This window comes from Dyella tabacisoli (assembly GCF_003350925.1).
Classification (GTDB): Bacteria; Pseudomonadota; Gammaproteobacteria; order Xanthomonadales; family Rhodanobacteraceae; genus Dyella_C; species Dyella_C tabacisoli.
This window is the reverse complement of the sequence record NZ_KZ857173.1, coordinates 172154-194057: the sequence shown is the minus strand read 5'-3', so window position 1 is coordinate 194057 and position 21904 is coordinate 172154. Positions and strand designations below refer to the sequence as shown.

The 21904-nt window shown below is 60.2% G+C and carries 17 protein-coding genes; 16 read left to right on the top strand and 1 reads right to left on the bottom strand.

Translation table 11 applies throughout. The annotated features are described in order from the left end of the window. Nucleotides 1–211 precede the first annotated feature (211 nt). The 13 genes from asnB to zipA all read left to right on the top strand — a co-directional run bounded on the left by asnB (nucleotide 212) and on the right by zipA (nucleotide 17835). Nucleotides 212–1882 (top strand): asparagine synthase B, encoded by a 1671-nt coding sequence (asnB, locus tag DVJ77_RS00555; protein WP_114843530.1) that lies wholly within the window; start codon nucleotides 212–214, stop codon nucleotides 1880–1882. Nucleotides 1883–2455: 573 nt separating this feature from the next. Next, complete coding sequence (locus tag DVJ77_RS00545) at nucleotides 2456–3916, top strand: DUF1996 domain-containing protein (RefSeq protein WP_225427689.1); 1461 nt, start codon at nucleotides 2456–2458, stop codon at nucleotides 3914–3916. Between the two features lie 217 nt (nucleotides 3917–4133). Further along, entirely contained in the window at nucleotides 4134–5297 is a 1164-nt protein-coding gene (locus DVJ77_RS00540; RefSeq protein WP_318530889.1) for an efflux RND transporter periplasmic adaptor subunit, read from the top strand. Between the two features lie 29 nt (nucleotides 5298–5326). Then, nucleotides 5327–8485 (top strand): efflux RND transporter permease subunit, encoded by a 3159-nt coding sequence (locus tag DVJ77_RS00535; protein WP_114843528.1) that lies wholly within the window; start codon nucleotides 5327–5329, stop codon nucleotides 8483–8485. 27 nt (nucleotides 8486–8512) lie between these two features. Beyond that, nucleotides 8513–9133 carry a TetR/AcrR family transcriptional regulator gene (locus DVJ77_RS00530; RefSeq protein ID WP_162791306.1) on the top strand — a complete coding sequence of 207 codons (621 nt, stop codon included), beginning with the start codon at nucleotides 8513–8515 and terminating at the stop codon, nucleotides 9131–9133. Nucleotides 9134–9243: 110 nt separating this feature from the next. Further along, nucleotides 9244–9405: a hypothetical protein gene (locus tag DVJ77_RS21305; RefSeq protein WP_191983662.1), complete on the top strand. Its 162-nt coding sequence runs from the start codon at nucleotides 9244–9246 to the stop codon at nucleotides 9403–9405. Beyond that, nucleotides 9328–10453, top strand: a protein-coding gene (gene prfB / locus DVJ77_RS00525) for a peptide chain release factor 2 (protein WP_114844170.1) whose coding sequence is annotated in 2 segments (ribosomal slippage) — nucleotides 9328–9402 and nucleotides 9404–10453 — 1125 coding nt in all. Because the reading frame shifts where the segments join, the coding sequence is not laid out codon by codon here. Before DVJ77_RS21305 ends, prfB begins: the two co-directional genes overlap by 78 nt. Before the next feature lie 73 nt (nucleotides 10454–10526). Continuing rightward, complete coding sequence (gene lysS, locus DVJ77_RS00520) at nucleotides 10527–12071, top strand: lysine--tRNA ligase (protein WP_114843526.1); 1545 nt, start codon at nucleotides 10527–10529, stop codon at nucleotides 12069–12071. A gap of 6 nt (nucleotides 12072–12077) precedes the next feature. Beyond that, on the top strand, nucleotides 12078–12515 hold the full coding sequence (locus DVJ77_RS00515; RefSeq protein WP_114843525.1) for a hypothetical protein: 438 nt from the start codon (nucleotides 12078–12080) through the stop codon (nucleotides 12513–12515). 75 nt (nucleotides 12516–12590) lie between these two features. Then, nucleotides 12591–12896, top strand: coding sequence for a YciI family protein (locus DVJ77_RS00510; RefSeq protein WP_114843524.1), 306 nt, complete (start codon nucleotides 12591–12593; stop codon nucleotides 12894–12896). Continuing rightward, complete coding sequence (locus DVJ77_RS00505) at nucleotides 12893–13156, top strand: BolA family protein (RefSeq protein ID WP_114843523.1); 264 nt, start codon at nucleotides 12893–12895, stop codon at nucleotides 13154–13156. The genes DVJ77_RS00510 and DVJ77_RS00505 overlap by 4 nt, the downstream gene beginning before the upstream one ends. Nucleotides 13157–13302: 146 nt before the next feature. Next, nucleotides 13303–16812 (top strand): chromosome segregation protein SMC, encoded by a 3510-nt coding sequence (smc, locus tag DVJ77_RS00500; RefSeq protein WP_114843522.1) that lies wholly within the window; start codon nucleotides 13303–13305, stop codon nucleotides 16810–16812. Nucleotides 16813–16824: 12 nt separating this feature from the next. Then, nucleotides 16825–17835, top strand: coding sequence for a cell division protein ZipA (gene zipA, locus DVJ77_RS00495; protein WP_225427688.1), 1011 nt, complete (start codon nucleotides 16825–16827; stop codon nucleotides 17833–17835). On the opposite strand, the gene DVJ77_RS00490 is transcribed toward zipA, so the two are convergent. Beyond that, entirely contained in the window at nucleotides 17802–18728 is a 927-nt protein-coding gene (locus DVJ77_RS00490) for a LysR substrate-binding domain-containing protein (RefSeq protein ID WP_114843521.1), read from the bottom strand. The two genes, zipA and DVJ77_RS00490, sit on opposite strands and share 34 nt — an antisense overlap. Before the next feature lie 225 nt (nucleotides 18729–18953). On the opposite strand from DVJ77_RS00490, the gene DVJ77_RS00485 reads away from it, so the two are divergent. The 3 genes from DVJ77_RS00485 (at nucleotide 18954) to DVJ77_RS00475 (ending at nucleotide 21901) form a co-directional block, all read left to right on the top strand. Beyond that, complete coding sequence (locus DVJ77_RS00485; protein WP_114843520.1) at nucleotides 18954–20498, top strand: MFS transporter; 1545 nt, start codon at nucleotides 18954–18956, stop codon at nucleotides 20496–20498. A gap of 184 nt (nucleotides 20499–20682) precedes the next feature. Then, on the top strand, nucleotides 20683–21345 hold the full coding sequence (locus DVJ77_RS00480) for an STN domain-containing protein (RefSeq protein ID WP_162791304.1): 663 nt from the start codon (nucleotides 20683–20685) through the stop codon (nucleotides 21343–21345). Between the two features lie 10 nt (nucleotides 21346–21355). Continuing rightward, a complete protein-coding gene (locus DVJ77_RS00475) occupies nucleotides 21356–21901 on the top strand; it encodes an RNA polymerase sigma factor (RefSeq protein ID WP_114844168.1) in 546 nt (181 codons plus the stop codon). The last annotated feature ends 3 nt before the right edge of the window (nucleotides 21902–21904 follow it).

The following is a 21904-nucleotide window of genomic DNA, read 5'->3' as shown; positions in this document are numbered from 1 at the left end:
CCGTACCTACCGCATCGACGGTCTCCGTCCTGCGTTTGCGCGTAGCAATAATAATCGCGGCAATAACAACACCTGCACAAGCGGGTGGGCTGTCGCGTAGACGCAAGATTCAACCGACATACGCAACGAAGGCCCGCCACTGAGCGGGCCTTCGTCGTTTTGGGGTCATCGCAACTGCGCTGTGTTTAAGCTAACGACGAGGGATAAGGCCATGTGTTCGATATTCGGAATGTTCGATCTGCAACCAGGCGATGACCTGGCGGGCTTGCGTCAGCAGGCATTGGAGTTATCGCAACGGCAGCGTCATCGCGGGCCGGACTGGAGCGGGGTGTTTGTGGATGCCGGGGTGATCCTGGTGCATGAGCGGCTGGCTATCGTCGACCCCGCCAGTGGCGCGCAGCCGTTGCGTTCGCGCGATGGCGCATTGGCGCTGGCAGTGAATGGCGAGATCTACAACCACCGCCAGTTGCGCGCAGCAAGTGACTACGACTTCACCACGGGTTCGGACTGCGAGGTCATGAACGCGCTATACCGCGAACACGGTGCGGATTTCTTGCATCTGCTGAATGGCATTTTCGCTTTCGCATTGTGGGACGGCGAGGCGCAACGTTATTTGATTGCACGAGACCCTATCGGCGTCTGTCCGCTTTATTGGGGGCATGATGGAGAGGGGCGCCTATGCGTCGCTTCGGAAATGAAAGCCCTGGTCGGTGTTTGCATGGATGTGGCAGCCTTTCCGCCGGGTCATGTCTACGACAGTGCCGACGGTGAGCTACGGCGCTATTACCACAAGCCATGGCGCGACTATGCGGTGACCCAGGGCCATGTCGTGCCGCCCGAGCAGCTACGTCATGCTTTTGAGCAAGCGGTGCATCGTCAATTGATGACCGATGTGCCCTATGGCGTCCTGCTTTCTGGCGGCCTGGATTCCTCGCTGGTGGCCGCCTGTGCCGCGCACTTCGCCCGCGAGCGCATCGAAGACGAGGATCGCAGCGAAGCCTGGTGGCCGCGTTTGCATTCTTATGCGATCGGTCTGGACGGCTCCCCCGATCTGGCTGCTGCACAAGTTGCCGCCGATGCGCTGGGTACGGTGCATCACAGCTTTGTCTATACCTTCTGGGAAGGCCTGGATGCGCTGCCCGAAGTGATTCGGCATATCGAAACCTACGACGTCACTACCATCCGCGCGGCCACACCGATGTATTTGTTGGCACGACGGATCAAGGCGATGGGGGTGAAGATGGTGCTGTCAGGCGAAGGTTCGGACGAAATTTTCGGCGGTTATCTGTACTTTCACAAAGCACCTTCGGCCGAAGCTTTTCATGAGGAAACCATACGTAAGCTCGATGCTTTGCATAGCTACGACTGTCTGCGTGCGAACAAGGCGATGATGGCCTGGGGCGTCGAGGCGCGCGTACCATTTTTGGATCTGGAGTTTATGGATGTGGCGATGAGCATGGATGCCACCCACAAGATGGCGGGCAATGGCCGCATTGAGAAGGCCGTATTGCGCGAGGCCTTTGTAGGTGCGTTGCCTGATTCGATCTTGTGGCGGCAAAAGGAGCAATTCAGCGACGGTGTCGGCTATGGCTGGATCGATGGCCTCAAAGCCCATGCGGAGCAGACCGTGAGCGACCGCGAGTTCGCTGCTGCGGCAACGCGTTTTCCGCACAACCCGCCGGCGACCAAGGAAGCCTATCTTTACCGGCGCATCTTTGAGCAGCACTTTCCCGGTCAGGCTTGCGCGGCCACGGTGCCGGGCGGTAAATCGATTGCCTGTTCGTCGCCGGCAGCACTGGCGTGGGATCCGGCATTTGCCGCGGCGGCGGATCCATCCGGCCGTGCGGTGAGGGGCGTACATCAGCAGTCGCTAGCCGGCTGAGCGAGGTAGGTGTTAGCCACGACCTGGGCATCATGCCGCCCAGGTCGAATGGATTAGAACATTCCTAGGACAGGGTTTTTAAGAATCCTCTCATAGAGAAGAGGTTATGCCACCGATTAAACTGTGCATCGAAGTCGTCATGTCTGACGGCTTCGCCATTAGCACCGTATGGTGTGGCGCATACCGCAAATCCAATCAATAATTTGATTATTGATTTATCGGGTTAGCAAGTTCGGGAATCGTCATGGCGCGCATAGCGCTCATGACGTCTCGCATCAGTGGTGAGTCAATAGAGGCGGATCAAGCTAGGCATGCTCAGCGCATCCAGCGGCATCAGGCCTGTCTCGCACGCCCGGACTTTTAGTGGAAGCGTGAACTAATGGATGTACCGGTGGCTATGGCGGCCGGTGGCGTCGACCGGTGTCGTGTGCTTTTTCGACAGTATGCCGATGGTCGACAGGACTTCAAAGACAAGTGAGCCGTTCGGCGATAACAGCGTCGTCGACACGGAATGTATGGCGGACGGCGAGTCGCGGATTTCGTCGTTTCTGACCTTAATCTAGGAGATTATCTATGCAAGAAAGCAAAATATTTTTATCCGCCGTAGCCGCTGCTGTTTTCGGTGCATGCAGCGCGGCTGCCGCATCGCCACTTGAACAAGTCACGACTGCCGATGCAGTGAGTCCAGGTGGTATGGGCATGTCGGAGGTCTTCGGTGGGCATGGTCAGTTCAATGTCGTATGCGATTATTCCCATACGCTTGCGGATGACCCGATCATGATGTTCGGCCGCCCCGGCGAGGCGATGGTCCATGATTTCTTCGGCAACGTGCATGCGGATGCTTTTTCAACTGCCGATACATTGCTGGCGAAGCCGCAGACTACCTGCACGTCGAAATCGGACGGCTCATCGTACTGGGCGCCGCAGATGCGGCACGCAAACACGGGAGAGATCATCAAGCCGTTCATGATGAAAACCTACTATCGCAATGAGACGACGGACTATCCGGTCGTACCTTTTCCGAAGGGGTTGCAACTGCTGGTCGGCGATCATCACAGCACGCAGGCCAAGCGAGGCGTTTTGTACTTCTGCAAGAACAATGCCGACGGCGGTAGCTATTACACCGATGTGCCGGCTTCCTGCCCACTTTTCGACGGTGAGAAAGCACAGTTCAACCTATCCTTCGAATTCCCGAACTGCTGGGATGGCGTCAATTTCAAGCCGGTGGTAGGGGGCGGACATCACAGCCGCCGTAATGCGACCTACGACGTAAATGGTGTCTGTCCGGCGAATTATCCGATCAAGATTCCGCAATTGCAGCTTAATATCGGATATTACCTCCCAGGCAACGGCGACCTGTCGGACCTGCAGTTGTCGATGAATCCGCAGATGGCCCGTGGCGTGGGTTTGCCGATGTGGGGAAACCTCTATACCGCACACGCTGATTTCTTTAATGCATGGCGGACCGATGCCATGGACTTTGCAGTGAAGTTCTGCCTGAATCGCGGCGTTCCCTGTGACAAAGAAATTCCCGCGGTACATGCGGAGGCGATCGAAAATGCCCAAGTCATCGGCGGAGAATTCGCCGATACGAACTACGCGGGCGCCAAACAAATGGTGACGCAGACGAACAACACGCATCAGCCCAAGATCGGTTATATGAAATTCCGCCTGCCTGATGACGACACCCTGTTGAATGCGCCGTACGACGACGTCGTTCTACGTTTCTGGGGTAAAAACACCGGTGGTCATAAAAACCACATGGCGTACATCTATGCGGTGCAGCCTAATTGGAACGAAAAGACTCTGACCTATAACAATGCACCGGCCTGCGGTGGCAAGTATGTTGCTCGTACCTGGATAGGGTATTCGGATCAGGCGGTATACAGGAGTTCGGATAGTGTCATGGAAGTTGTCAAGGATGCATTGGCCAAGGGCCAGAAAGAGGTGGCGTTCTGCGTTATTTCCGAGGATGTCGAGACGAGCCTGGGTACTCGTGAAGGCGGTTCGCCGGGCATGCTCTTCTTCAAGTAATCGCTCGTCGATCAGTTAAGTCTTCCCGGTACGCCGTGATGCATTTCGCAGCGTTCCAGGCGATGAAACAAAGGCCTTCTGTCATTCCAGGCAGGAGGCCTTTTCGTTGTTTGTTTTTTGGTCAGCGACCACTTGGCTATGACTTCCGTCACTTGACCCTGGCGGCATCTTAAAAAGAGAATGCTCATTCACTTTTTAATGTAGCAAGAGGCCGCACATGCATGTGCGCATACGTTCGTGCTCGCTGGTTTTTGCCGGATTGATCCTGGGTGCCGCGATGCTCGGCGGCTGCCGGCAGCATGATGCCGCTCCGCAACCCGGTGTGGCTGAAGTCACCGTCGTCACGCTAAAGCCGCAAACGGTGACGATTCGTCGCGAATTGCCCGGACGCACGACGGCCTATCTGATTGCCGAGGTACGGCCGCAGGTCAATGGCATCGTCAAGCAGCGCCTGTTCACCGAGGGTGCCCTGGTGCGGGCAGGGCAGGCTTTATATCAGTTGGACGATGCGACTTATCGCGCCGAATACGGCAGCGCCAAGGCCAATCTAGCCAAGGCGCAGGCGGCGCTTGTCTCGACCAGCATGAATGCGCAGCGCTCGGCCGCGCTGGCCAAAGTCAATGTGCTCAGCAAGCAGGACAACGATAACGTTCACGCCACTTGGAAACAGGCCGAGGCCGATGTCGCCGCGGCTCAGGCCGCCTTGCAAAGCAGCGCCGTCGTGCTCGGTTATGCGCGCATTGTTGCGCCCATCAACGGTCGCATCGGCAAATCCAGCGTGACGCAAGGGGCCTTGGTCACCGCCAATCAACCCACGGCGCTGGCCACGGTGCAACAGATTGATCCGCTCTATGTGGACATCACTCAGTCCAGCCATGAAATGCTGCAATTACGACAGCAGCTTGCCAATGGTGCGCTGAAGGAAACCGATGACGCGCCGGTGAAAATTCTGCTGGAGGATGGCAGTACCTATACGCATGACGGCCGCTTGCAGTTTGCCGATGTCACTGTCGACCCGAGTACCGGAAGCTTTTCGCTACGTGTCGTCGTACCCAATCCCGATGGCCTGCTGCTGCCCGGCATGTATGTGCGTGCCGTGCTCGACAAGGGCGTGAATCCGAACGGGCTGCTGGTGCCTCAGCAAGGCATCACGCATGACCCCAAAGGGGATGCCATCGCGATGGTGATCGGCAAGGACAGCAAGGTCGAGCAGCGCAAGGTACACGTAAGCCATGCGCTCGGCGATCAATGGCTGGTGCAAGACGGGCTGGCTCCCGGTGACCAGGTAATCGTCGAGGGGCTGCAAAAAATTCAACCTGGTGTGCTGGTGCATGCCACCGAACTCGCTGCCTCCGCGAGCGTTGCGCCACACGGCGCCTGAACTATTTTATTTCGGTTGAAACGATAGCTATGGCAAGGTTTTTCATCGATCGCCCTGTTCTCGCGTGGGTCATTGCCATCATCATCATGTTGGCTGGCGCGCTTTCGATCATGCGCCTGCCGGTATCGCAGTACCCGGCTATTGCGCCGCCCTCGGTAACCATCAATGCCAGCTATCCGGGTGCATCGGCAAAAACGGTGGAAGACTCGGTGACCCAGATCATCGAGCAGAACATGAAAGGTCTGGATCATCTGCTCTACATGTCGGCGACCAGCGATTCGAACGGACAAGTAGAGGTGGTGCTTACCTTCCAAAACGGTACCGATCCCGATATCGCCCAGGTTCAGGTGCAGAACAAACTGCAGTTGGCTACGCCTTCACTGCCGCAGATCGTGCAACAGCAGGGTATCGCCGTCAGTAAATCGAACCCCGGCTTTTTGATGGTGGTCGGTTTTGTATCCGAGGACGGCAGCCTGCAGGGCGATGACATTTCCGACTTTGTTACGGCTCGCGTGGTCGATCCGATCAGCCGTGTCGATGGCGTCGGCAAGATCGAGGTGTTCGGCTCCAGATACGCCATGCGCATCTGGCTGGACCCGGACAAGCTCAACACTTATCGATTGGCGCCTGAAGATGTGATCGCCGCGCTGCGCGCGCGCAATCAGCAGGTTACGGTGGGTCAGTTAGGCGGTGCGCCGGCGATCAAGGGGCAGCGGATCAATGCGCCGATCAGCGCGCAGGAGCGTCTGCAGACGCCCGAGCAGTTCCGCGACATCGTGATCCGCAGCAATAGCGACGGTTCGGTGCTGACGCTGGGCGACATAGCGCGGGTCGAGCTTGGGCTGGAGGATTACAACTTCGTCAGCCGGTTCAACGGCAAGCCAGCGACAGGTATCGCCGTTTCCCTGGCTACCGGCGCCAACGCGCTCGCCACGGCGACTCGGGTGGAAGACACACTCAAGCAGATTCAATCGTCGTTTCCGCCCGGAGTGCATTGGGTCATTGCATTCGACACCACGCCGTTTGTGAAGGTGTCGATCGAGGGCGTCATCAAGACACTGCTTGAGGCGATCGTGCTGGTGTTCCTGGTGATGTATCTGTTCCTGCAGAACTTTCGGGCGACCTTGATTCCCACGATTGCGGTGCCGGTCGTGTTATTGGGGACATTGGGGCTGCTCGCCGCCTTGGGCTACTCGATCAATATGCTGACCATGTTCGCCATGGTGCTGGCGATCGGCTTGCTGGTCGACGATGCCATCGTGGTGGTGGAGAACGTCGAGCGCATCATGAGCGAAGAGGGGCTGTCGCCGCTCGAAGCTACCCGCAAGTCGATGGGGCAGATCACCAGTGCCTTGGTCGGTATCGCCATGGTGTTGTCGGCGGTGTTTGTGCCGATGGCCTTTTTGAGCGGATCCACCGGGGTGATCTATCGCCAGTTTTCGGTGACGATTGTGGCGTCGATGGCCTTGTCCGTGCTGGTGGCGATCGTACTCACCCCCGCCTTGTGCGCGACCATGCTCAAGCCGGTCGCCAAGGGAGAGCACGCGGCGAATACCGGATTCTTTGGTTGGTTCAACCGCAAGTTCGATCAAGGCAGCGGCCGTTACCAACAGGTAGTGCGTGGCATGCTCGGTCGGCGCGTGCCCAGCATCTTGCTGTTCGTAGGCCTGGTCTTGGCGATGCTGGTGATCTTCTTGCGTCTGCCTACGTCGTTTCTGCCTGAAGAGGATCAGGGCTTTTTGTTTGCACAGATTGCCACCCCGGTCGGCGCTACGCAGGAGCGTACCGATCAGGTCGTGCGCACGGTGGAGCGGCACTTTCTGGAGAACGAAAAGGACAGCGTCGAGTCGCTGTTTACGGTGCAGGGTTTCAGTTTTGCCGGTGTAGGACAGAATACGGCGATGGCTTTTGTCCAGCTAAGGGATTGGAAACTGCGCCACGCCAGCGAGCTTGGCGCCAGTGCCGTGGCTACCCGCGCGATGAGTGACTTTGCCAGTATCAAGGACGCACTGGTATTTGCCTTCGCACCTCCGGCGGTGCCTGATCTAGGTACCTCCGGCGGCTTCGCCTTTTATCTCAAAGACAACGGCGGGCTGGGTCACGCGGCTTTGACCCAGGCACGCAACCAACTGCTTGAGGGTGCAGGCAAAAGCAAGCTGCTGGCCAACGTGCGTCCGAACGGACAAGAGGATGCACCGCAGTTCCGCATCGATATCGATTACAAGAAAGCCGCTGCGCAAGGGCTGTCGGTGGCGACGATCAACAGCACGCTGACGACGGCTTGGGGCAGCGAATATATCGACGACTTCATTGACCGGGGCCGGGTCAAGCGTGTGTTCGTGCAGGCGGACGCTCCATTTCGCATGTTGCCCGAGGACTTCGCGCGCTGGTCGGTGCGTAACGACAAAGGCAACATGGTGCCGTTCACCGCCTTCGCCGGCACCCGTTGGGACTTTGGTTCACCGCGCCTTGAGCGTTACAACGGCGTACCGGCGATGGAAATCAACGGCGAGGCCGCCGCGGGGGTCAGCTCCGGCGATGCGATGGCCGAGATCGAACGGCTCGTCGCCCACTTGCCCAAGGGTGTCGGCCTGGAGTGGACCGGGCAGTCTTATCAAGAGCGCGAAGCCGGGGCGCAGACACCATTGCTGTATACGCTGTCGTTGCTGGTGGTGTTTCTCTGCCTGGCCGCGCTGTACGAAAGCTGGTCGATTCCCACGGCCGTATTGATGGTGGTGCCGCTGGGCATCCTCGGTACGGTGCTGGCTGCATGGCTGCGCGGTATGGATCGCGATGTGTACTTTCAGGTCGCCATGCTTACCACGATCGGGTTATCCAGCAAGAACGCGATCCTGATCGTGGAGTTCGCCAAGCACAACGTGGAAAAAGGCATGGAGCTGGTGGCCGCCACCTTGCTCGCCGTGCGTATGCGTCTTCGACCGATTCTGATGACCTCGCTGGCCTTTGGCCTGGGCGTGGTCCCGCTGGCGATTTCCGCCGGCGCAGGCTCCGGTGCTCAGCGTGCGATCGGAACCGGCGTACTCGGCGGCATGCTGGTCGGTACGCTGCTGGGGATCTTTTTCACACCGCTGTTTTTTGTGCTGGTGCAGCGATGGTTTACCCGGCAGCGACTGGTCGGCGGCAAGCCGTTGCCCGGTCTTGCCGCCGAAGGGCAGGTCGGTGAGTGAGTTTTCACCATGCATGGAGTGCAGGTCATGAATCAATTGCCGCGCAAGACACCCAAAGCCATCGCGCGTTCGCAAGTTCAGCGCGCGCGCATTCTGGACGCCGCAGCGAAAAGCTTCACCGCCGAAGGCATTCACGCGGCCAGCATGGCCACCGTTGCCAAAACGGCCGGGATGAGCGTTGGCCTGATCTACCGATACTTCGAGAGCAAAAGCGACATCGTGCAGGCGCTGATCGAGCAGGAGGTGGAAGAAACTCGCATCGCCTTTCATGAAATCGGCAGCTCCGGCGAGTTGCTGGATGGCATCCTGGATGCCTTTGCGCCATGGCGCAGGGCCCGTGCCGCCGGCGATACCGTGAATGTGGCCCTGGCTCATGAAATCATTGCCGAGGCCACCCGCGTTCCGGCGATTGCCGAGGCGATGCAGCGTGCCGACGAGGCGTATCGCGAGATCTTTAGCGAATGGATACACGATAGGGCGCTTGACCAAGGTATCGAGCTTTCCCCCGCGCAGGTCAGGCAGCGAGCCTTATTGCTGCACATTATGATCGACGGCTTGTTCGCCCGCGCCATTCTGGAGGCGGGGCTGAAACGGACGACACTGAAAAGCGCACTGCGCGGGCTGATGCAAAGCCTTTTTACCGCTTGAAGCGGTAGCGCCTGCTGTGCTGTTGCCGTTCATTCATGCGTTTTTTGCCGCTGTTTGTGGATCGGCCGGTGGCTGCCAGGCCCCGGCAACGGCCGGCTGGGGTCGGCGGCATGCGCCATCAAGCACGCTTTGCTAACATTCCCGCTCTTTGGCAGCGTCATCTGACGCCGCCCTCTCAAGGCCAGCACACCACCATGATCGAAACCAATCCGATCCTCGCGCAGATCGCGGACCTCAAAGGCCGTGTCGAGTCGCTTAGGGGGTATCTTTGACTACGCCACCAAGCGCGAGCGCCTGGAAGAAGTAAGCCGCGAACTGGAAAATCCCAATGTATGGGACGACCCGCAGCGCGCACAGGAACTGGGCCGCGAACGCGCCCGCCTGGACACCATCGTCAACGGCATCGACACCCTCACCGCAGGGTTGACCGATTCCGCCGACCTGATCGAAATGGCTGCCGCCGACAATGACGAAGAGACCGCCAACGCGGTCATCGCCGATTTGGCCAAGCTCGACGCGCAAGTGAGCAAGCTGGAATTCCAGCGCATGTTCTCCGGCCAGATGGACGCCAACAACGCCTTCGTCGATATCCAGGCCGGTGCCGGCGGCACCGAGGCGCAGGACTGGGCCGAAATGCTGCTGCGCATGTACCTGCGCTGGTGCGAATCGCGCGGTTGGAAAACCGAGCTGCTGGAAGTCAGCGGCGGCGACGTGGCCGGCATCAAATCGGCTACTTTCAGTGTGCAGGGCGATTACGCCTACGGCTGGCTGAAAACCGAAATCGGCGTGCATCGCCTGGTGCGCAAAAGTCCGTTCGATTCGGACAATCGCCGCCACACCAGCTTCACCTCGGTGTTCGTGTCGCCCGAAGTCGACGACGATATCGACATCGATATCAATCCGGCCGATCTCCGCACCGACGTGTATCGCTCCTCCGGCGCCGGTGGTCAGCACGTCAACAAAACCGAGTCGGCCGTGCGTATCACGCATATTCCGACCAATACCGTGGTGGCCTGCCAGACCGAACGCAGCCAGCATGCCAACCGCGACCGCGCCATGAAGATGCTGGCCGCCAAGCTGTACGAGCTGGAAGTGCAAAAGCGCAACGCCGAAAAGGATGCGCTGGAAGCGACCAAGTCGGATATCGGCTGGGGTAGCCAGATCCGCAACTACGTGCTCGACCAGAGCCGGATCAAAGATCTGCGCACGGGTATCGAGCGTACGGACACACAAAAGGTGCTGGATGGCGATCTTGATGAATTCGTCGAGGCCAGCCTGAAATCCGGCCTCGAAGCCGGCGCCAAACGGCTCGACGCATAGAACACGGCGCAATAACGCGGCAGCCGCTTGGCCGCTGCCGCGAAACTCTCTACAAAGTTTTCCGGGAATCCGCATGAATAGCGACAACGCAACGCCAATCGACGCCACCGCCGAATCGACGGTGCAAGACGAAAACCGTCTCATTGCCGAGCGTCGCGAAAAACTCAATGCCCTGCGTGAGCAAGGCATCGCGTTCCCGAATGATTTCAAAATCGACGCTTTTGCGGGCGATTTGCAGGACGAGTTCGACAATAAGGACGTCCACACGTCCGAATCCATCGAGGGATTGGCGCGCCGGGTCAAAGTAGCCGGCCGCATGATGCTCAAGCGCGACCAGGGCAAAGTCGGCTTTGTGCAGATGCAGGACGTCAGCGGCCGCATCCAGCTATTCATCCACCAAGGTACGGTGGGCGAGGAAAGCTATAAGGCATTCAAGGGCTGGGACCTGGGCGACATTGTGGGCGCCGAGGGCGTGCTGATGCGCACCAAGACGGGCGAGCTTTCGGTGAAGGTGGACACACTGCGCTTGCTGACCAAGAGCCTGCGCCCGCTGCCGGACAAGCGGCATGGCCTGGCCGACGTCGAGCAGCGCTATCGCCAGCGCTATGTCGACCTGATCGTCACCGAAGAGGCGCGCAGCACCTTTGCCAAGCGCTCGAAGATCATCGGCTTTATGCGCCAATGGCTGGAGGCCGCGCCGCGCCGTTTTATGGAAGTGGAAACGCCGATGATGCACCTCATCCCAGGCGGGGCCGCCGCGCGTCCCTTCGTCACCCATCACAACGCGCTGGATCTCGACCTGTATCTGCGCGTGGCGCCCGAGCTTTATCTCAAGCGCCTGGTCGTGGGCGGCTTCGATCGCGTATACGAGATCAATCGCAATTTCCGCAACGAGGGCGTGTCTACCCGGCACAATCCCGAATTCACCATGCTGGAGCTGTACCAGGCCTACGCCACCTATCACGAAATCATGGACCTTACCGAGGCCGTGATTCGCGAGGCAGCCCAGCATGTGCTTCACACCACCGAGCTGACCTGGGATGGCGTCGCGATCGACGTCGGTCCGGCCTTCCGTCGCTGGCGCATGGAAGATGCCGTGCTGGAGCACAACCCGGAGATTCGCCGCGAAGAGCTGCGCGATCGCGAGGCGATGGCCGCCCATGCCAAGCGCCTCGGCGCACAGGTCAAGCCCGGTTTCGGCTGGGGCAAACTGTTGCTGGAAATCTTCGAGCGCACTGTCGAGCACACACTGATCCAGCCCACCTTTATTACCGATCATCCGGTCGAGGTGTCGCCGCTGGCGCGCGAAAGCGATACCGACAAGGGCATCACCGACCGTTTCGAGTTGTTCGTCAACGGCAAGGAGCTCGCCAACGGTTTCTCCGAGTTGAACGACTCCGAAGACCAGGCGGCACGTTTCCAGGCCCAGGTCGATGCCAAGGACTCGGGCGATGACGAGGCCATGCATTTCGATGCCGACTACATCCGCGCGCTGGAAGTGGGCCTGCCGCCCACCGGTGGTCTGGGCATCGGCATCGACCGTCTGGTGATGCTGCTGACGAACTCGGCCTCGATCCGCGACGTGCTGCTGTTCCCCTACATGCGGCCGGAAGCCTGAGTGCCGATGTCTGGCGCCAGGCAACGATTGTTGTGGGTGGGACTTTTCGCGTTTACCTTGGCCGCGTGTTCACCGAGCACGCCGCAAGGCAAGCCAGCCTCAGCCGGTACGAACGCCGCTTCGCCAGCAGCCTCGGCGCCATCCCCGGTGGTCGCTGACACCGCCTTGCTCGTGAGCAACGAGGATGCAGCGATCAAGCGCGTCGGCGATGCAGTGCAGCGGCATCACTTGACCAGCCTGCGCAGCGAGTGCCTCTCCTTTATGGTCGAAGAGGATGGCGCCACCAGTTACAGCGTGGATGTGCACGAAAACCACACTCAGCCATGTGGCGGCGACCCGAGTACCTCGCCGCGGCTGTTCTCGTTCAAGGTCGACCGCTCCCATGGCAAATTGACCACGGACGCCTTGGACCCAGCCGATGGCGACTTTCAATCTATTGAATAGACCTATTGAATAGATTGATCGAGCAAGTAGGGCGCAGTCAGTTAAAATCGCGCTTTGCCTGCGTGGAGTCTGCTTATGTGGTTTGCCATCATTGCCCAGGACGTGGCCGAGTCGCTTGAAAAGCGTATGGCTGCACGTCCGGCGCATCTTGCCCGCCTGGATCAGCTACAAAACGAGGGCCGCATGTTGCTGGCCGGGCCGTTTCCGGCGATCGAATCGGAGAATCCCGGTCCGGCCGGCTTTACCGGCAGCCTGATCGTGGCCGAATTTCCCTCCCAAGCCGATGCCGAAACCTGGGCCAAGGCCGATCCCTATGTGGCTGCCGGGGTTTACCAGCAGGTCAGCATCAAGCCGTTCCGCAAAGTGCTGCCGGCGGCATGAGCGTCGAGATGGTCGAGCAGATCCGCCAACGCCTGCTGCAGGCGTTGGCGCCGGTTGAGCTGGAGGTGCTTGATGAGGGCTACAAGCACGCCACTCATGCCAATGCGGGCAAGGGGCATTACCACGTGCATATCATTAGCGCGGCCTTTGCCGGGCAGTTGCCGCTCAAGCGGCACCGTCTGATTTATGCGGCGCTGGACGGGCTGATGGACAATGGTATCCATGCGTTGTCCATCGACGCACAAGCGCCTGAACAATAAAATCACTATTTATCAATGATATGAGTAACTTTTCTCATGTCATATCTATTTTATGACCGCATTGCGACATGGGCCTGTGTTTGGCACAGTGCCTTGTCGCCTGCCTTCTTGGGCACCCTCTATGAAGATTCACTGTTGATGACCGCATGCGCCTGACTACGATCAAACTCGCCGGCTTCAAGTCTTTTGTCGATCCGACCACCCTGCATTTGCCGACCAATATGATCGGCGTGGTCGGGCCCAATGGCTGCGGCAAGTCCAATATCATCGATGCCATTCGTTGGGTGATGGGCGAGAGTGCGGCCAGTCGACTGCGCGGCGACTCGTTGACCGATGTCATTTTTTCGGGCTCCAACTCGCGCAAGCCGGTGGGGCAGGCGACGGTCGAGCTGATCTTCGACAACAGCGATGGTTCCATCCAGGGCGAGTACAACCAGTACGCCGAGATCTCGGTGAAGCGTCAGGTGACTCGCGACGGCCAATCGGCTTATTTCCTCAATGGCGCACGTTGCCGCCGTCGCGATATCACCGACCTGTTCCTCGGTACCGGCCTGGGGCCGCGCAGCTACTCGATTATCGAGCAGGGCATGATAAGCCAGATCATCGAGGCGCATCCCGAAGAGCTGCGCACGCATCTGGAAGAGGCCGCCGGCATCTCCAAATACAAGGAGCGGCGCAAGGAAACCGAGAGTCGCATCAAGGCTACCCGTGAAAATCTCGACCGCGTGCGCGACGTGCGCGACGAGGTCGACAAACAGCTCGAACATTTGAATCGTCAGGCTCGTGCCGCCGAGCGCTGGAAAGCCTTGAAAGAAGAGCAGACGCGCAAAGAAGCCGAACTGCGCGCGCTGGAATACCGAGGCCTGAAAAGCCAGCATGACGGCGAAGGCGAAGGCCTGTCCGCCGCCGAGACCGAAATCGAAAAACGGCTGGCCGAACAGCGCCATGTCGAGGCGCAACTGGAAAGCGTGCGCGAACGTCACACCGGCGCCAGCGAACATCTGAACGCCGTGCAGGGCGAGGTATACAAGGTCGGCGCTGAAATTGCCCGAGTCGAACAACAGGTGCGCTACAACCGCGAAACGGCGGACCGTCTGCAGCGCGCACACGGCGAAGCCGAGCGCGAACACGCCGAGTTGGCCGCGCATATCGCCACCGATCGCGAGCAAATCGAAACGCTGCGCATGGCCTTGGCCGAAGGCGAGCCGAAACTCGAAGCCTTGCAGCAAATGCAGGACGACACCGCCGAGGCGCAGCGCGATACCGAGACCAAGCTGGCCGATTGGCAGCAGCGCTGGGATACCTATACGCGCACTGCCGGCGAATCCAGCCGTGCGGCCGAAGTGGAGCGCACCAAGCTCAATTATCTCGATCGCCAGGCGATGGATCTGTCGCGGCGGCGCGAAGCGCTCGACGCCGAACAGAAGGCCACCGATGTCGCCGCCCTGGATGCTGCCGCCGAACAATTGCATACCGAGCACGATACCCAGCGCGAACGGGTGGAGTCCCTGGGTGGCCTGCTCGATCAGCACAAGGCCGGCCACGAAAAAGTACTCGACGAAGAGCGCCACGTGCAGTCCGCCATGAACGAGGCGCGCCAGCAACTGCAAACCGCGCGTGGCCGACAAGCCTCGCTGGAAGCGTTGCAGCATGCCGCACTCGGTCAGGACGAAAGCGCCGCCAGTAGCTGGCTGGCCCGTCTCGGGTTGAACAAATCACGCCGTCTTGGCGAAGCGCTGCAAGTGGAAGCCGGCTGGGAAACCGCGGTCGAAACCGCTTTGATCGGTTTTCTCGATAGCGTGCTGGTCGATGGCGCGCATACCCTGGCCAGCGAATTCAGCGGCGTGGAGAATGCCGACATCGCCTTGGTCGATGCTGCCGACGGTGGCGTCAACACCGCCGGCACTTTGGCCGCCCACGTGCGTGGACCAGCTGCTGCGATGGCTATTCTCGGCCATGTGCTTACCGCCGAGACGTTGGACCAGGCACATCAGCGCGTCACCTCGTTGTCAGCGTTAGCGCCGTATCAATCGGTGATGACGCGTGGCGGCGAATGGCTTGGCCCAGGCTGGGCGCGGGTGCGTCGCGCGCAAGGCAATCAGGTCGGTGTGCTGGCGCGTGAGCGCGAAATTCGCACGCTGGCCGAACAAGTCACCACGCTGGAAGCCCGTCTCGAAGCGTTGAGCGAGCAGCTCGATCAGTTGCGCACCAGCAAATTTGAAGTCGAACGCGCGCGCGACGACGCCCAGCGCGAGTTGTATAACGCGCATCGTCGTCAGTCCGAATTGGCCGGTCAACTGCAAAGCCATCGCGGCAAAGTCGAAACCGCGCGGGCGCGCTCGGAGAAGGTCGCCGGCGAGCTATCCGATTTGATCGCGCAGCTTGACGAACTACAGACCCACACACGCGAAGCGCGGGCACGATTGGATGAGTCGGTCGGCCACATGGGCGATCTGGAAGATCAGCGCCGCGAACTGGAGAACGAGCGCCGCGCACTACTCGAAGCGCGCGAAGAAGCTCGCATGAATGCGCGCGAAGCCGCCGACCAATCGCATTCGCTAGCCTTGGCCATGGAGTCGAAACGCTCCTCGCTGGCCTCGCTGGATCAAGCGCTGGCCCGCATGGATTCGCAAATCCGCCAGATCGAGGCGCGCCGCAACGAAATCTCCGAACAACTCGCCGCCGGCTCCGACCCCATCGCCGAACTCGAAGCCGAGCGACAGACCTATCTTGACCAGCGCTTGCTGGTCGACAAACAACTGGTCGAAGCGCGCCGCGCGCTGGAAGACTGCGATGCGGAATTCCGTCGCCTGGAGCAAGAGCGCCAGCGCACCGAGCAAAGCCTAAACGGCCTGCGTGAAAGCCTTTCCGAGAAGCGCCTGGCGGCACAGGCGCTGCATATTCGTGCGCAGCAACTGGCCGATGCGATTACCGCTTCCGGCCTTGAACTGGAACCGTTGCTCGCCGAACTGGCCGAGAACGCCGATGCCGCGCAATGGCGCCAGCAATTGACCGATATCGGGCAAAAAATCGTCAGGCTGGAACCGGTCAATCTGGCCGCGATTCAAGAGCACGCAGAGCAGAGCGAGCGTAAAACCTACCTCGACAGCCAGCTCACCGACCTGGTCGATGCGATGGAAACCCTGGAAGGCGCGATCAAGAAAATCGACCGCGAGACACGCCAGCGGTTCAAGGAGACCTTCGACAAGGTCAACGCCGGCGTGCAGGAGCTGTTTCCGCGTCTGTTCGGCGGTGGCCATGCCTATCTCGAACTCACCGGCGACGACTTGCTCAACACCGGCGTATCGATCATGGCGCGCCCACCGGGCAAGCGCGTTTCAAACATCACCTTGCTGTCGGGTGGCGAAAAAGCGTTGACTGCCGTGTCTTTGGTGTTCGCTATTTTCGGTCTTAACCCGGCGCCGTTCTGCCTGCTCGACGAGGTGGACGCACCCCTGGACGAGGCCAACGTGGGACGCTTCTCGGCCATGGTGAAAGAGATGAGCGAGAAGGTGCAATTCATTTTCGTCAGCCATAACAAGGCCACCATGGAGGCGGCGACGCAGTTGTGCGGCGTCACCATGCGTGAGCCGGGCGTATCGCGTTTGGTACAGGTCGATCTTGCTGAAGCAGCTAAACTCGCCGGCGCCGCCTGAGGAATCAACACCATGACCATGCAATCGATGCCCGATCCATCTGTATTCCATCAGTCCGTGCTCGCTTTGGCCTGGAACCCTGCCGTCGGAATTCCGCTATTGATCGTCGGTGCGATCGTGCTCGCGGTGATCTGGTTGCTCGGCCAACCGAAGAAAGAGCAGGGCAAGCGGCGTGTTGTTTCCGGGCAAACCGGCGAGCGGCGTGAACCCACGATGGGCGATGCAGGTGAAAGCGCGGCGGCCGCCGATGAGTTTTCGTTCAACGCGTTGAGCGATGCGCATGACGATCCACTGTCGCGGGTCAAGCCGCAGCAAGGCGAACTCGATGTAGGGCTGCGTGAAGAGCTGGAGCGCCTCGGCGCCACCTTGGCCGGCGATCGCGCCGCGGCGACATCCCTGCCCAAGCCGACCGGTCATGCAGCTTCGATCGTCGACGCACTACGCGCGCCGTCGCAACCCGAAGCAACCGCCGGCGATCGGCATCATGCACCGCCGGCTGCTGCCGCACCGGCCCCCACGCCGGCGGCGCCGGCCTTGCCGCCGCGCTCGGATCTCGGCCGCCGCCCGGCGCAAATGCCGGTGGAGCGCATCATTACGTTATTCGTCGTGGCGCGCGAAGGCGGCTCGTTCCATGGTGCCGATCTGATCGTGGCGGCCGAAAAGGCCGGCCTCGAATTCGGCGATATGGGCATTTACCACCGCCTGCTCGACGGCAAGCGCGAGCTTGGCCCGATTTTCAGCGTGGCCAATATGCTTAAGCCGGGCAATTTCGATCTGGGTCGTCTCGATGCCTTGCGCACGCCGGGTTTGAGTTTTTTCATGGCCTTGCCGGCGCCTATTCCGGCGCTGGATGCATGGGATGCGATGCTGCCCACGGCACAGCGGCTGGCCGAATTGCTCGATGGTCAGGTGCTGGACGAAGAGCGCAACGCGCTAGGACGCCAGCGCATCGCCCATATCCGCGACGAGCTTCGCGGCTGGGATCGCGATCACGAAGGCAAAGAGATTACCTTCGGTCGTTGAGAGCCGGCATCGGGGAATACTCGTTCGCCAAGAAAGTCGATAAATACTCGCAGCTTGGGTGATGGGTGCCGGCTGGCGGGCCACAGCACGCGAAAGGTGCCGACGCGCTCGACGTAATCGTCGAGCACCGTGCGCAGCCGACCATCGGCGAGGGCGCCGCCGATGGCGAAGTCCGGCAGGCAGGCGATGCCGAGCCCTCGCAGCGCAAAACACAACCGTGCCTCGATGTTGTTGCAGATCAGTGAAGTCGGCAGGTGCAAGTCGGGTTCGCCAGGTTCCCTGCGTAACGGCCAGACCTCCAGCTTTCCGGTGTTCGGAAAGCGCAGGTGCAGGCAGGTATGTCCGGCCAGGTCAGCGGGTCGTTGAGGCGTACCGCAGCGCTCGAAATAATCCGGCGCTCCCGCCAGCAGCATTTGGAACGAACCGAGCCGTCGCGCCGACAAACGTGAGTCGCTCGGCTCACCGGTGCGCACGACCGCATCGAAGCCTTCCTCGATGACATCCACCAATCGGTCGCTGAAATCCAGGTCGAGTTCGATCTCCGGGTATTGCCGCATGAAATCGGCCAGCACCGGCAGCAACAGCGAACTGACCAGGGGCAAACTCACTCGCAGGCGGCCACGGGGCGCTTCGGTAGCGCGTGACAGTTCCAGCTCGGCCGCTTCGATTTCGGCGAGGATGCGTCGGCTGCGCTGCAAAAACAGCACGCCTTCCGCGGTCAGGGTGATGCTGCGGGTACTGCGATGAAAAAGCCGGACGCCAAGCTTTTCTTCCAGACGCGCCACGCTTTTGCCCACGGCCGATGCCGACACACCCATCAGGCGGCCGGCGGCGACAAAGCTGCGCGTTTCGGCTACCTGCACAAAGACGATGAAGCCACTCAGGCTGTCCACGGCGATTCCAATTAAGGACTTGACAGTCCGTATTAAAAGGAACTGTACCCTGCTTTTTCTTTAGTTGAATGATTTCTATCGTTGATGAAATCCAAGCAACGAGGGAATCATCATGTTCACGCCCTTAGCCGCATTACGCGGCAGCGCTCCATTCGCTCATCTGCCGGCGTGCATCGATTTACGCGAGGTGATCTATGGCGCGACCGCGCATAACGCGAGGGCTGCATGATGCAGATGCGCTGGCATCGCTTTCTGCTGATCGCGGCCGCCTGCCTGACCGCTGTGCTGATACCACTGTGCTTCACGGGCCCGGCGGTCGTGCTGCCGTCGATCAATCGGGCACTGGGCGGCAGCGCGATACAACTTAACTGGGTTATCAACGGCTACATCCTGACTTATGGCAGCGCCATGATGGCCGCGGGTAGCCTGACCGATATCTTTGGGCGCAAGCGCGTCTGGCTGATCGGCTTGGCGCTGTTCACCGTCGTCACCTTTGCTGTCCCGTGGTCGCCCTCGGTGATGTGGGTGGATGTGTTGCGCCTGATCCAGGGAGTCGGCGGCGCCGCTGCCTTTGCCGGTGCGATGTCTTCGCTGGCCCAGGCTTTTCATGGCGCGGTTCGCACTCGGGTATTCAGTTTGCTCGGTACGACATTCGGCGTCGGCCTGGCCTTCGGGCCCTTGGTATCGGGATGGATGGTCGAAGTGGCGGGATGGCAGTGGGTGTTCTTGTCCACGGCGCTCATCGGTGTATTGGGTTTTGTCCTGGTCAGCACCACCGCAGGCGAGTCGCGCGACCTCAGTGCCACGCGGCTGGATTGGCCCGGCGCGCTCAGTTTTACCGCAGCTCTGACCCTGTTCACTTACGGCATCTTGCTGGCACCGGAGGAGGGTTGGCGCAGCGTAACGGTGATCGGTTGCTTGCTGGCAGCCACTGGATTATTCGTTGCGTTCGTAGCGATCGAGCGTCGCGTTGCGCAACCGATGCTCGATCTCTCGCTGTTTCGCAACGCACGGTTTGTCGGCGTGCAGGTGCTGGCGGCCACGCCTGCATTCTTCTATGTCGTATTGATCGTCATGCTGCCTGCTCGCTTCATCGGCATTGACGGTTACGGCGCGTTGAAAGCGGGTCAGATGATGATCGCCTTGTCGGCGCCGTTGCTGGTCGTGCCATTCATCGCGGCCTTGCTGGCGCGGCGAATCACTGCCGGTGTTTTGTCCGGCGCGGGTTTGCTGATGGTCGCTGGCGGATTGGCATGGCTAGGGCATGTGATGTCGAGCGGCGCCGGGTCTGGCCTGCTGCCGTCGATGGCGCTCATCGGCACCGGCATCGGCTTACCGTGGGGGTTAATGGACGGCATGGCTGTCAGCGTGGTGGAGAAGGAGCGTGCCGGTATGGCTACCGGCATTTTCAACACGGTGCGCGTTTCTGCAGATGGAATGGCTATTGCCGTGACCGGAGCGCTGCTGGCGACCCTGATCCAGCGTGGTGTGTTGCAAGGTGTGCCGGGTATCGCCACCAGCCATGTCGTGCAAGCCTCCAATCGTGCGGCGCTGGGAGATCTCATCCACGCCGGCATGCTGCTTCCCGGCCGGCAATCACTGCTGCTGCAAAGCTACGATGATTCGTTCAGGCTGCTGCTGAGCATCCTGGCAGCCGCTTGCGTCGCGACCGCATTAGGGGTGTTCGTACTGCTGGGGCGCGCACGTGTCCACGATGACACCGATGCAAGCCTGGACATGGCCGTCCCCGCGATCGAGAACGCATGCTGAGAACGACTCTCGCCGCGCATGCGCCGGCGAATCGAAGGAGGCGATACGCCGCTGTCATATAACCGGATCACTGTCACGATCCGGTAAGAGGCGTGCGGCTAAATGGGCTGCCTGATCAGGGGGCGTCTGGTATTGAAGTGAAATGGTCAGGACATGCGCCGCGCTTGTACTGAGTGGGTCTTGCATGCTGTCAGGGCAACTCCATGCGGAGCAAACCTTTCAGCCGCAATATTCCACCGTGGCGGTGCGCGAGGGTCAGGCCGAACTGACTCGTTTCGATATCGAGCCGCAAACTTTGATGACAGCGTTGCGTACCTATAGTGAGGCGACGGGTTTGGCTGTATTGGTGGACGACCGCCTGACTTCGGGTCGGCAATCGCCGGGTGTCAAAGGGGCCTACACGGTCAACGACGCCTTGCAACGATTGCTCGATGGAACCGGGCTGACGGCACGCTATGCCTCAGATCACGCCTTCACCCTGGCGCCGACGGGCAGCAAGCTGCCGAACATCAATCAACAAGATGCGAGGCCAGTCACCGATGCGGTCGAACACGGCTATCTGGGCCTTATTCAAAAGGCTATCGAGCGCGCGCTTTGCCGCTCCGAGCTGGCGCGTTCGGGCGACTATCGTCTGGCTATGCAGTTATGGATCGACAGCACCGGCGAGGTCGGACAAATACATCTGCTCGATAGCACCGGATCAGACCCGCGCGATGCCGAGATACGCAAGCAGATGGATCATCTGATGATAGGCACGCCGCCACCTGCATTGCCCCAGCCGCTGACCTTGCTGCTATTGCCGGGCAGGGCGCTCACTTGCTTTTCCAGTGCTGCAGCGGGGCCCTGAGATCGACCCGATGCCAGCCCCGTCCGCCTCTTTACTGGGGCTGTTTATGGAGAGCCAGCCCGAGTTGCGTCGGCGACTCAAGCGCCGCCTGGGCTCGGATGACCTCGTCAACGATGTGATGCAGGAGACTTACCTGCGCGTCGAGCGCATGGGTGACGCTTCGGGTGTGGAGAGAAACCCGGCCGGATATCTATTTCGCATGGCGCTCAATGTCGCGGCAGATCAGCGGCAAATCGATTCGCGCTACCTCAGCGGCGAGGAAATCGACGAGCTATTGCATAGCGCGGACGATGCGCTGGACCCCGCCCGCATCGTGCACGCACGGCTCGAAGTCGCCGCCCTCGAACGCGCGCTGGAAGAACTCAGCCCCCGCCGGCAAGCCATTCTTATCGCTGCCCGTGTGGATGAAGCCCCGCTGCATGAAATCGCCGTGCGTTTTGGCATTTCCGTGCGCATGGTGGGCAAAGAATTGAAAAAAGCCCTGGAGCACTGCGGCGAACGACTGGATCGTCGGGTCGTCCAGCGGTTCGGTCCTGGGGCCGGAAACGAGTCATAAGAA

Excerpts from the sequence above, each read along its gene's own strand:
- asnB (WP_114843530.1), top strand. The coding sequence starts at position 212 with ATGTGTTCGATATTCGGAATGTTCGATCTGCAACCAGGCGATGACCTG.
- DVJ77_RS00475 (WP_114844168.1), top strand. The coding sequence starts at position 21,356 with ATGCCAGCCCCGTCCGCCTCTTTACTGGGGCTGTTTATGGAGAGCCAG.
- DVJ77_RS00530 (WP_162791306.1), top strand. The coding sequence starts at position 8,513 with ATGAATCAATTGCCGCGCAAGACACCCAAAGCCATCGCGCGTTCGCAA.
- DVJ77_RS00545 (WP_225427689.1), top strand. The coding sequence starts at position 2,456 with ATGCAAGAAAGCAAAATATTTTTATCCGCCGTAGCCGCTGCTGTTTTC.
- smc (WP_114843522.1), top strand. The coding sequence starts at position 13,303 with ATGCGCCTGACTACGATCAAACTCGCCGGCTTCAAGTCTTTTGTCGAT.
- DVJ77_RS00535 (WP_114843528.1), top strand. The coding sequence starts at position 5,327 with ATGGCAAGGTTTTTCATCGATCGCCCTGTTCTCGCGTGGGTCATTGCC.
- DVJ77_RS00505 (WP_114843523.1), top strand. The coding sequence starts at position 12,893 with ATGAGCGTCGAGATGGTCGAGCAGATCCGCCAACGCCTGCTGCAGGCG.
- DVJ77_RS00515 (WP_114843525.1), top strand. The coding sequence starts at position 12,078 with ATGTCTGGCGCCAGGCAACGATTGTTGTGGGTGGGACTTTTCGCGTTT.
- zipA (WP_225427688.1), top strand. The coding sequence starts at position 16,825 with ATGACCATGCAATCGATGCCCGATCCATCTGTATTCCATCAGTCCGTG.
- DVJ77_RS00540 (WP_318530889.1), top strand. The coding sequence starts at position 4,134 with ATGCATGTGCGCATACGTTCGTGCTCGCTGGTTTTTGCCGGATTGATC.
- DVJ77_RS21305 (WP_191983662.1), top strand. The coding sequence starts at position 9,244 with ATGCGCCATCAAGCACGCTTTGCTAACATTCCCGCTCTTTGGCAGCGT.
- DVJ77_RS00485 (WP_114843520.1), top strand. The coding sequence starts at position 18,954 with ATGATGCAGATGCGCTGGCATCGCTTTCTGCTGATCGCGGCCGCCTGC.
- DVJ77_RS00510 (WP_114843524.1), top strand. The coding sequence starts at position 12,591 with ATGTGGTTTGCCATCATTGCCCAGGACGTGGCCGAGTCGCTTGAAAAG.
- DVJ77_RS00480 (WP_162791304.1), top strand. The coding sequence starts at position 20,683 with ATGCTGTCAGGGCAACTCCATGCGGAGCAAACCTTTCAGCCGCAATAT.
- lysS (WP_114843526.1), top strand. The coding sequence starts at position 10,527 with ATGAATAGCGACAACGCAACGCCAATCGACGCCACCGCCGAATCGACG.